At 44.8% G+C, this 10,238-nt stretch carries 10 protein-coding genes; all 10 read left to right on the top strand.

Features of this window, described 5'->3' with window-relative positions:
* The first annotated feature begins 13 nt into the window (after positions 1–13).
* The 10 genes from C2M32_RS19825 to C2M32_RS20945 all read left to right on the top strand — a co-directional run bounded on the left by C2M32_RS19825 (position 14) and on the right by C2M32_RS20945 (position 9,798).
* Positions 14–1,882: a hypothetical protein gene (locus C2M32_RS19825; protein ID WP_105170023.1), complete on the top strand. Its 1,869-nt coding sequence runs from the start codon at positions 14–16 to the stop codon at positions 1,880–1,882.
* Positions 1,883–1,894: 12 nt separating this feature from the next.
* Complete coding sequence (locus tag C2M32_RS19820; RefSeq protein ID WP_105170022.1) at positions 1,895–2,701, top strand: hypothetical protein; 807 nt, start codon at positions 1,895–1,897, stop codon at positions 2,699–2,701.
* A 75-nt stretch (positions 2,702–2,776) separates the two neighbouring features.
* Complete coding sequence (locus tag C2M32_RS19815; RefSeq protein WP_105170021.1) at positions 2,777–3,622, top strand: hypothetical protein; 846 nt, start codon at positions 2,777–2,779, stop codon at positions 3,620–3,622.
* 9 nt (positions 3,623–3,631) lie between these two features.
* Positions 3,632–5,011: an ATP-binding protein gene (locus C2M32_RS19810; protein WP_199886193.1), complete on the top strand. Its 1,380-nt coding sequence runs from the start codon at positions 3,632–3,634 to the stop codon at positions 5,009–5,011.
* Entirely contained in the window at positions 5,008–5,283 is a 276-nt protein-coding gene (locus C2M32_RS19805; protein WP_105170020.1) for a hypothetical protein, read from the top strand. The genes C2M32_RS19810 and C2M32_RS19805 overlap by 4 nt, the downstream gene beginning before the upstream one ends.
* Positions 5,284–5,309: 26 nt before the next feature.
* On the top strand, positions 5,310–6,563 hold the full coding sequence (locus C2M32_RS19800) for an eCIS core domain-containing protein (RefSeq protein ID WP_105170019.1): 1,254 nt from the start codon (positions 5,310–5,312) through the stop codon (positions 6,561–6,563).
* A gap of 148 nt (positions 6,564–6,711) precedes the next feature.
* Entirely contained in the window at positions 6,712–7,101 is a 390-nt protein-coding gene (locus tag C2M32_RS19795; RefSeq protein ID WP_105170018.1) for an STAS/SEC14 domain-containing protein, read from the top strand.
* Positions 7,102–7,376: 275 nt separating this feature from the next.
* Positions 7,377–8,750 carry a M24 family metallopeptidase gene (locus C2M32_RS19790; RefSeq protein WP_199886192.1) on the top strand — a complete coding sequence of 458 codons (1,374 nt, stop codon included), beginning with the start codon at positions 7,377–7,379 and terminating at the stop codon, positions 8,748–8,750.
* A 101-nt stretch (positions 8,751–8,851) separates the two neighbouring features.
* Complete coding sequence (locus tag C2M32_RS19785) at positions 8,852–9,526, top strand: heme-binding protein (RefSeq protein WP_234401366.1); 675 nt, start codon at positions 8,852–8,854, stop codon at positions 9,524–9,526.
* 5 nt (positions 9,527–9,531) lie between these two features.
* Positions 9,532–9,798, top strand: a complete 267-nt coding sequence (locus C2M32_RS20945) for a hypothetical protein (protein WP_234401365.1) — start codon at positions 9,532–9,534, stop codon at positions 9,796–9,798.
* Positions 9,799–10,238: the final 440 nt, after the last annotated feature.

Here is a 10,238-nt window from a genome sequence, read left to right as displayed (position 1 = left end):
ATAAGGTGAAGGTATGAATTCATACAGTGAAAACCTGCAAAAAACGGTCAGTACCACACTGAGTAGTTTATATGCAGACCAACAAAAAATAGAATCAGGACAGCGCAGCGCTGAGTATAACTTGTACTATGCACAGGGCGCACAGATCAGTTCTGGCGATCATTTAGCGCAAACAAACCTGCAACTGGCAGAAGCACAAACGCTCAATGAACAGGGTGTGTTGTGTGACAATGCTGCGGTCAATCTATTAGATACAGCCAAAGTATTGCAGTCTAACACCACCACCGCAGTCAGCAATGTGTCGGCGGCGGCTGCTAACATAAAAACCGCTTCCAACTCGATTTCTACCGTGGCCGCAAATATTGGTAGTGCTTTGAATATTGCGCTGGCGTCATGTTACGACACAGACATCTATAAAAAGACATTACAGGCAAATAATTATATCTCTGTGACGGCTAACGAGGCGGAGTACGCTACGCAATTGTCAATGGAGGCATCTAGCCAATGTTCCGAGTTGATGAGTGCAGATGTGTTGTCAAATGTCACGGCTTCAAAAACTGCGCTTGAGCAATTATTGACGGAGCTGAGTACGGATGTGACTAATTTGAGTACGCAATCAGCCACCGACTTTCAGGCGTTTAATACGGATAAAAAATCAGAGCGTAAAGCTGAAGGGGTTCTCAAAGATGCAGACTCACAACTCAATGGTGTGAATGAGTCAGTCGACGCAGCAAACTCTCAGTTAAACTTGAATATAAACTGGGGACTGAGCCCCTCACAAGCGGCTGTTTATGTGATCAGTGAAAGCTATGAAGCGCCTTTCTCCTTAACCAGTGGTGCTGGGAATACGCCAGTACAGACAGTTGAAAATCAGTATGTGTTTTTTGCCAAAGCCAGCAGTCAATCGAGTGTTACGCTAGAGCAAGTGGAAACCCTGTTTGGGGAGTATTACACGGCGAATAACACAAATAACCTTAACCGATTCTACTTAATGGGCTCCCAAATAGTACCGCACGTTACGTTAGATGGTTTTATAGGTACCCATTGTTCCTACCAACCTGGTGATAACAATGCTGCAAAAGACATTGACGGTGATGTATTGAGCCCAGGTCAAGAGTATGTCGTGTTTGTCTATGTAGAACTAACACTGGCTTACCAACGTTATATTGGTGTCTTTGACAACATTATCAGCAGTGCTTCAGCCGCTTTCACACCAACATTGGCACTGCCGAGTGTATCAAGTACAGAAGTAACTAATAAAACGATTACAGTGACTTTAGAACCTAATTCGGAACATACGGACGTGAAGGTTGATTTGCACGTTATGTTGCTACCAAAGAACAAGCCTGACGAAACGAATCTAATGACCAGTTCAAAATCGTCGGTGTTGCCATTTTACTTTAACGTGTCGATTGCTCAGCAAGTCTCTAGTGCGAACTACATGAAAGGGACTTTGGAGTGCTCCAATGTAGCTGATTCCACTGAGGTCACCATTGAAGCGGATACAACCGATAACTTCGGTTGTCCATTAGTGGAAGACATTGACTATTATGTCGGGGTGCTATGCCAGCCGTCAGAGGCTCAGTATTTGTCACAGTATCTGCCAACATTATACATATCAGATGAGTCGTTTACTTTTGGGGGGTCAACTTTCCCATTGATTATAAGACCACACAATGTCACGCATTTAAACAATATCGGTAAAACATCACAAAGCAGTTTAATGTCAACAGACAGCCCTGCATTGATTTCAAGTATTGAACAGCTAGAAAAAGGCAGTGCGGAACCTGTAGCTGCTAAAACAGACAACAACACGACAGATGCTGCAAGCGATGCTGACGACGCTGCAAGTGCGAAGAAGTCCCCTAAAGAGAAGAAATAAGGAGATTAAATTATGACTAATCAAACTCCAGGTCAAGGATATACGAATTCAAGAGGCGTTGCTCAGAACAAGAACGCTGATATTCAGGCATTAACAACTCAAGTCACGGATGCGCAATATACTGTGAATGAGTTAACTAACGTCGTAACGTCGTTAACCAGCAAGCAGGCTTATTTCGCCAACTTGCTGACGCTTGCGAGCAGTAAACAAGCATCAGCTTTACAACACTTTAGTCAGTCAAAAACCCTGATGGCGGATCTTAAAGAAACCAGTAACTACGTCAAGATAGTAGAGAAACAGATTGGTACTGAGAGCAACACCGATTCGTTAAGTGGCAAGCTCAACGAAACAGCGCAGTACATGGCGGGTGTGGTTGATAAGCTTATATTCTCTGTTGATATTATTGAGAAGCTGTTGGACTTTGTTAATCGTCGAAAAGCGGTGAATCAGGTGATCCCTGACGATTTAATCACCTATTTGAACAATGCAGTGACAGAATCAAACAATGCAGTATCGTTGACATTGACGGCACTAGAGAGCTGTTATGCGAGCATAACGCCAGTGCAAGAAATTGAAGAGATCTCTGAGTTAGAAGTCAAACAGATGGTGAGCTTATTAGCACTGACGGCGACGTTGACGCAAGCGTTGGGTGACTCCTACAAAACATCTGAAACCAGCTATCAAAATGCACTGGTCGCAAGCAACATGGCGAATCAGCAGCTTGAAGATGCACAAGCACAGCTTGCTGAAGCACAAGCGAACCTTGCGTCACTTAATGCGGGTCTAGAAGCGGCTAAAGCCGCAGCATTTGCCGCTTAACATGAGCGCTGGGCAGGGGCTTGTTGAGGTGCTTGAGCAACAAGTCCCAAGCCTAGGTTTGGCAAGGAGTCAGCAATGATATACAAAGATTTTTTCTTCGACAGCTACAACGATAGTGGCTGGATCCCCGTGCACCCTTTCGGTGTGCAGGCAGAGCTGGGCGATGTATTGCAAATTCATCAAGGGCGCATGCTGACATTACTCAATGCCGGGTGTGACCTTGATTTAGTGAACCACATTCATGCCCACGAACCTTTTGCTTTGCGACATGACGACTGGCGTCACGCTCGCAACTGTTTAAAAGTCGATGACAGTCTCGTGGTTGAACAACAGTTTGAAGAGCAGCGAGTAAAGCGCCAGCAAACCTTTCGCTTTGATAAAGCCGGCGCTTATTTGTTTTATGGCGATAACCCGATGGGCACATATATGCGAAATTGGTCGCAGGTAGCCCCTGAGTTGATCGTGAAACTCACACAAAGCAAATACACCTTTAGAGAAGTTTATGTGGTCACCGCTGTGGCGAGGATGTCCCGCTGGGGGTTAGCAGTAGCCGCGACAGAGGGAGCGGAGCTGATGTTAGAGGGTGAGCGTGAGCATAGTTTATGCTTGTTTGAACAGCAGCGTTGTAACATCACTAACAGCAGTGGCTTGGCATTTTTTGAGCACAACAATGAACGCGCAATGCACTTCTTCAAAGCGAAAAAACTGACCATCAGTGACCGTAAATTTGATGAATATTTACACGAGCTATATAAAAGAGGCACGTACCAACCGCAATTACCTATCGACAACTGGTTGCACTCTAACCTGTTAAGCCTATCCACCACAGAACAATTGAATATCAATACCTGTCAGGATTTTTTCCAGTGGCAGGATGCCACACTTGACGATGTTTTGTTGCTCACACAAGCGCCGCGTTAGGGGGGAAGCATGATGGATAATCCTCTGGAGCAGAATTTATCGGCGCTGTATCGTGAGATGGATTGGTTACATTCGGTTGTTAATCAAGTTATCTGTAATTACTTAAAGCATGAGGGCCACGAAAACCATTGGTTTGAATTGGCTCCACCCGCAGTTGAACAAGGCCAAAGTGCCTACGAAGACTTAGTGATCGAATGGGAGTTGGACAGCTTTGAGCGTCTGGCTTTAGCTTTGGCAATGGCCCCAGCCATCAGGCCAGAGGCGTTGGATATTCTGTTTGGGGTCAACCAACTTATTGACCGTGGCTTTAGTGAGTTCGGTGGCGTGAGTGATAAAGCGTTTGGTGGCTTTTTGCCAACTGGACAAACACTTAACTTTTTAATTGCTGGCAACGATCCACCATGGCGCGTGTATGTTGATAGGCTGCTATCGACCCGTCATCGCTTTATGGCAGAACAAGTGACAGAGTTAATGCAGGCTGACCCCGCACTTCCTCACTGGGCTGGGGTGTATAAAATCACCGAGCATTGGCTGAGTTATTTGCTCACGGGCAATCATGTACAACCTGAGTTAAGCACCAGTTTTCCGGCCCATGCGCTAGAAACTCCCCACCAATGGCACGACTTGGTACTGGACTATTCGGTTATGAAGCGCGTTGATGAAATTCGCGCCTGGTTGTCATATGGACAGGTATTAATGACCGACTGGCAGCTTGACGCAAAGGTCAAGCCGGGATATCGAGCGGTATTTTTTGGTCCTCCGGGGACGGGTAAAACCATGACCGCTGCGCTGCTTGCCAAAGTCACCGGACGAGAAATCTACCGAGTAGACTTATCAATGGTCGTGTCAAAATATATTGGTGAAACAGAGAAAAACCTTTCGCGGGTATTTGATGTAGCCAGCTACAAAGACTGGATTTTGTTTTTTGACGAAGCCGACTCATTATTTGGAAAACGAACCGCGACTAGCTCCTCCAACGATCGTCATGCAAACCAGTTAACAGGTTACTTATTACAACGCATTGAAGATTTTCCGGGCACGGTGATTTTAGCCACTAACTTACGTGCCAATATGGATGAGGCTTTTACCCGACGCTTTCAAAACATGGTGCAATTTACCATTCCAGGCCCACAAGAGCGTTTAAAGCTCTGGCAAAACGCCTTCGATAAGGTGTGTGATTTGGCTGATGATGTGAATTTACAGCGCATTGCCCATGACTTTGAACTGGCTGGCGGTCAGATCATTAATATCTTACGTCAATGTGCTTTGCAGGCCATTCGTCGTGATGAACGAGTTGTCTATCAAGCGGACTTACTTGAAAGTATTCGCCAAGAATTTCAAAAAGATAACAAAACAATCAACATTACTGGCATGGAACACATGCGATGAAACAGATCAATACAAACACGTTTGCGGTAAACACCAAACAACGCGCGGTGCGCCGTAACTCTAAACCATTAGCAGACAATCGCACTGCGCAACAGCAAACGCTACAACTAGGTGGTGATAGGTACTACTGGGTAAGGCCTGATGGGGGGAGTTGGCAATATGTAGGGGCGTTTAAAAACCATGCAGAAGCCAACAAGTGGTGGGCATCTAATAAGAGTAGCTACCCAGGAGGCCAGTTTGGTCAAGGTAGCAGTAAAAAGAAATACCGATAGTTTGGTGCCAAGATAAGGATAGCGACATGAGCGATAGCAAGCAGCAGTATCAACGAAAAGAACAAGCAAGCACACAACAAGCTGCGCAGCTAAAAGGGGCAAATGCATTAGCCGATAATCGTCCCGCATCAGTACAACAACAAAAGCGCAATAGCACGGGATTACCTGATAATTTGAAATCGGGTATGGAATCGTTATCGGGTATGAGCCTAGATCATGTCAAAGTACATTATAACTCTAGCAAGCCTGCGATGGTACAAGCTCATGCCTATGCGCAGGGCAGTGAAATTCACCTAGCGCCAGGACAGTCGCATCATTTACCTCATGAATTGGGACATGTTGTACAACAGGCGCAAGGGCGGGTGAAGCCCACCACACAAGTCAATGGCATGAATGTGAATGATAGCCCTTCACTAGAGCATGAAGCGACCATGATGGGAAATAAAGCATTGCAGCGAGCTTCCATTGGCACGAGTCAAAGCCCGCAATCAGCGACTGTTCAAGCTCAATCTTTGCGTAAAAATAACACAGCTCAGTTCCAACCTATGGAGGGAATGGACGGTATTAACTATGCGGTCATGAGCCAAGATAGTTATCAGTTGTGGCAAAAATCTAAGCAGGGCACCGCGCAGTTACATGGTAAATGTGTTGATGGCAACAACGTTGTTGTGACCCAGTATCAGGATAAATCGTTAGGTGTACAACAGCAGGTTGGCCTGAGCGCAAAATCCAAAGGCATGTTACTCATTCTGGAAGGTGGGTTAACCATGGCTGCGGGCTTTTTGGTGATAGGGGCTAGTCATGGCGTGTTGTCAGTACCTGGCATTATCTCTGTTTGCGTAGGCGGCTCAAAAATCATACGCGGCCTGATCAGCATGTTTGCCACTAAAGACGGGAAGTGGGGTAAGTTCTTCCTGATCCTATCGGATGCCCTGCGCACGTTGGAAGCCGCGGCTGCGATTACGAGTGCAGTATTTTCCGGCAGTCCAGCAGCGTACTTGTTTGGTATTGCCAAGGCCATACGTAGTGTTTGCACCGCAGTTGGTGACTTTGTGGCCAGTGATCCGGCCAGAAAAGCGAGACATCCTAAGATACTCTCAACAATGAAAAAAGCATCAGCAGTTGCACATTGGATTGAAGTACACGCTGGAGTATTCACAGGATTCACCACGATGGCAGGAGGGAGTTCTACCAATGTATTAACAGGTGGATTAGGCTTGGCGACGTCTGCGTCAAAAGGGGTACGCGCTAAGGACCAAACCGATGGGGCATTTGGGTAGCTGAACTAAAAACAACACAGACACAGCAATAACACGCCAGACAAGCGAATTTTTTGCGTCAAATCAAATCTAGTGAGGCTGTGACTTGTATCAACGAACAAGTCGCACTAAGTTTATTAGGAATGAACGAACAACTTGGAGCACACAGATGTCACAGCAACACGGATTTTCAATTGGCATTGGGCGAATAAATGACGAATTTGTCATTCATATGAAGGCGTTTGGTACACTCACTCATGAGGACTATAAAACCATTACCCCGATGTTGGAAGGAGCCTTTAAACAGGTTGAGCATCCGCACGTCAAAGTGCTGGCTGATATGACTCATCTAGAAGGCTGGGAATTGCAGGCCGCGTGGGATGATTTTAAACTGGGATTAAAATATGGCTCTCACTTTGAAAAAGTGGCGTTGATTGGTGCACAACCGTGGCAAGACGCCTTGGCTAAAATAGCAGGCTGGTTTGTAGGCGCAAAAGTTGAGCAGTTTAGCGAATACGCACAGGCTAAAGCTTGGCTATTCGATAAAGAAAAAGTCTAAGAGCAGAACTTACCTCCTAATCCGCGTCGGCACAATGCTGTCTAATGTGTTGTGCCGTTTGCATATTAGTTGTTGAATCATGTGCTTGGATAAGTTTAGTTGACTAACATTTTCGCCATTTACATGTCTTTCAAACATCTCATATTAAAGTATGGATATAGCAAGCGGGCATACAATAAACTGTCGATAAAGGGGTTTTATCTCATTGCGATTGTGACCATTGGCTAATTTGCATAGGCTGAAGACTGTCCTCGTTACATTTTCGGAGTGAGAATATGTTTGCCAATATATCTTTCGCGTTCATTCTGAGGCGCGTATTACCGATCAAGTTTTTGGTCTTGTTGACTTTCAGTGGTCTGAACATGGCCAGTGAGAGTCCGTTTTCTGCTATTCTTGCCATGAAAGAACGTGCGGCGGTGATTGATGAACTGACCGCCAAACGGGTTAAGACTTTACTCCCAAATCTGATGAAAAACACTGGGTTGGATATGTGGGTGTTGATCAGTCGCGAATACAACGAAGACCCAGTTTTAAAAACCATGCTACCAGCTACTTGGCTCTCGGCGCGACGTACCACCATTTTAGTTTTCGCATTAGATAAAAAAGGTGATGTAAACGCATACGCCGTTGCGCCTTATAAAATTGGTAATGTGTTTAAAAGTGCATGGGATAAAAAAACACAACCGGATCAATGGCAGGCGCTGGTGGATTTGATGGATAAATATCAGCCAAAACGCATTGGTGTGAATACCTCGGACCATTGGGCCCATGCAGATGGATTGGTGGTGACGGATCAGAAAAAACTGTTGGCTAAGTTACCCACAAAATACCAGCAGCGTCTCACATCGGCAGAGCGTTTGGCGGTCGGTTGGCTTGAGCAACGAATCGATGAAGAAATTCCTTACTTTAAGCAAGCAGTTGCAATTGCGCAGGCCATTATCGCGCAGGGCTTTTCCAACGAAGTGATCACACCAGGTAAAACCACCACTGATGACTTGGTTTGGTGGTTGCGTGAACGAGTGAGAGAGCTAAAGCTACAAACATGGTTTCACCCGAGTGTGTCAATTCAGCGTGCCGACAAGCGCCAATTTGATCATGAGTCCAGCTTTACCAATGTTGATGGTGATAACGTGATCCAGCCCGGAGATCTGTTGCATGTTGATTTTGGTATTGTGTATTTGCGTTTGAACACCGACACGCAACAGCACGCGTATGTACTCAAAGAAGACGAAACTTCTCCACCTGAGTATCTTCAAGCGGCGCTGCGTTCGGGGAATCAGGTGCAAGATGCGTTGTTAGAGCAATTTAAAGTGGGTAGAACCGGCAATGAAGTGCTTAAAATGGCAAGAGAAGCGGCTATTGCCAGAGGTTTACAGCCAACAATTTATACTCACCCTTTGGGTCTGCATGGTCATGCTGCAGGTACTACAATCGGTATGTGGGATGCGCAACAAGGCAAACCCGGAGATGGTGATTATCCGCTGCATTTAAACACGGCTTACTCCATAGAGCTGAGCAATGATGTTTATTTGCAGCAGTGGCAAAAGCAAATTCGCATCATGCTCGAAGAAGATGCTTTTTTTAATGTTGATGGGGTTCACTATCTTAATGGTAGGCAAAAACAGTTACATATCATAAAGGCGCGTTAAAGCGCCTTTATTTGTAAGGGGGCGTAATAGCTATTCAGACATATTTAGACTACACCTAAGTGGCTAATCGTAGCAACGGCACTGAAAAAGTAGGAGGGAATATGTCTAATTCAGGTCACGAAAAACAACAAGTATCAAAACGTTCACTTACCACCCCATGTACCACAGAGCCTGCACTCGGGCCATTGAGTCAGTTGCCCGGCGTATGGAAGAACTCAGGACAGTTTCACGGTCACGGCTGGAATATGATCGCACTGCCTTTCCCATCGGGAGATCACGACTATCGTTTACTCAATAACCAATACAATGAAACACTGACTTTTCAACTAGTTGACAAGAATGTGCCGAACAGAGGTATGAATGGTGATCAGGAAGTATTCACGGTTGATTATGTGCAAGCAATTGATCAAATTGCGGCGGCGGACTTCCCCGAGTCGGGATTAGCAGGAGAAGCAGGGCTTGCTATCCACCATGAACCTGGCCTGTGGTTGCACATGAAAAATCACACTACAGGGGAGTTAGATATTGCTCGACTCTCTAGCATTCCGCACGGGGATGCCGTGATGGCGCTCGGAAAAGTCAAAAAAGCCACACTGGCTTTGATATTCCAAGCATTAGTGGTTTACCCATTGGCGTTAATCAGGACTTGCACAACCCGTATCTTAAGCCTTATTTACATTTCCACGAGCAGTTATTTCAGGGGGTATTCGATCCTACAAAACCAAATGAATTACTTAATCAGGCCATTCTGCCCTTCTTTCAGCAGGATAAAGTAGCCAGTGTGACGCAGTTGAAAGTGGACTCTGCTTTAGCCAGTGGCGGTGTGAATAATATTCCGTTTATTACCAGACAAGCAAATGCAGCGGAAGTAAGCGCTATTTTTTGGATTTATGAACTGAAAGAAAAGCACCCTAATGGTGAACCCAAAATGTTGCTGCAATATACTCAAACCGTGTTGTTGGAGTTCTTTGAAAGCCCAACGGGGCCTGGCCTTATTAAATGGCCTCATGTGAGTATTAACACTCTAGAAAAGCAACCTAGTAAATAACCCTAAATTGATGAGAGTTTATTCAATTTCCAATTAAGTAAACATGTGAATAAACTCTTTTTATGCTGACTAGGTTTTAGGTCAAAAAGATTTTGCCAAAATACTTGCTAGTTAATATGCTGTACGCATCTGGTTGCTAAAACATAAAAAATAGGATGGTCTTACTAGGTTATAATGGCAATCATTAGGAAATTGCACTTTGCTGAATAATTGTTTTTATAATCAGCCGTTTCTAAGCTTGATATGTGAATTGCTTTAAAAGTCCTATTAGTTGTTCTAATTGGTATTGATGCTTTTATCTAACAATCACAAATAAAATTAATAATAAGCTAGTCTATTTAATATTTTTTTAGTTAACATTTCAATAATCGCCTTGCAAATATTAAAATTCTTTAAGTTTAAGTGCGCTCACTTAATGATTATTTGTTGTTTGAATTTTA

The sequence above is a fragment of the Pseudoalteromonas sp. T1lg23B genome, assembly GCF_002964665.1.
Lineage (GTDB): Bacteria > Pseudomonadota > Gammaproteobacteria > Enterobacterales > Alteromonadaceae > Pseudoalteromonas.
This window is presented reverse-complemented; position numbering and strand designations above follow the sequence as displayed.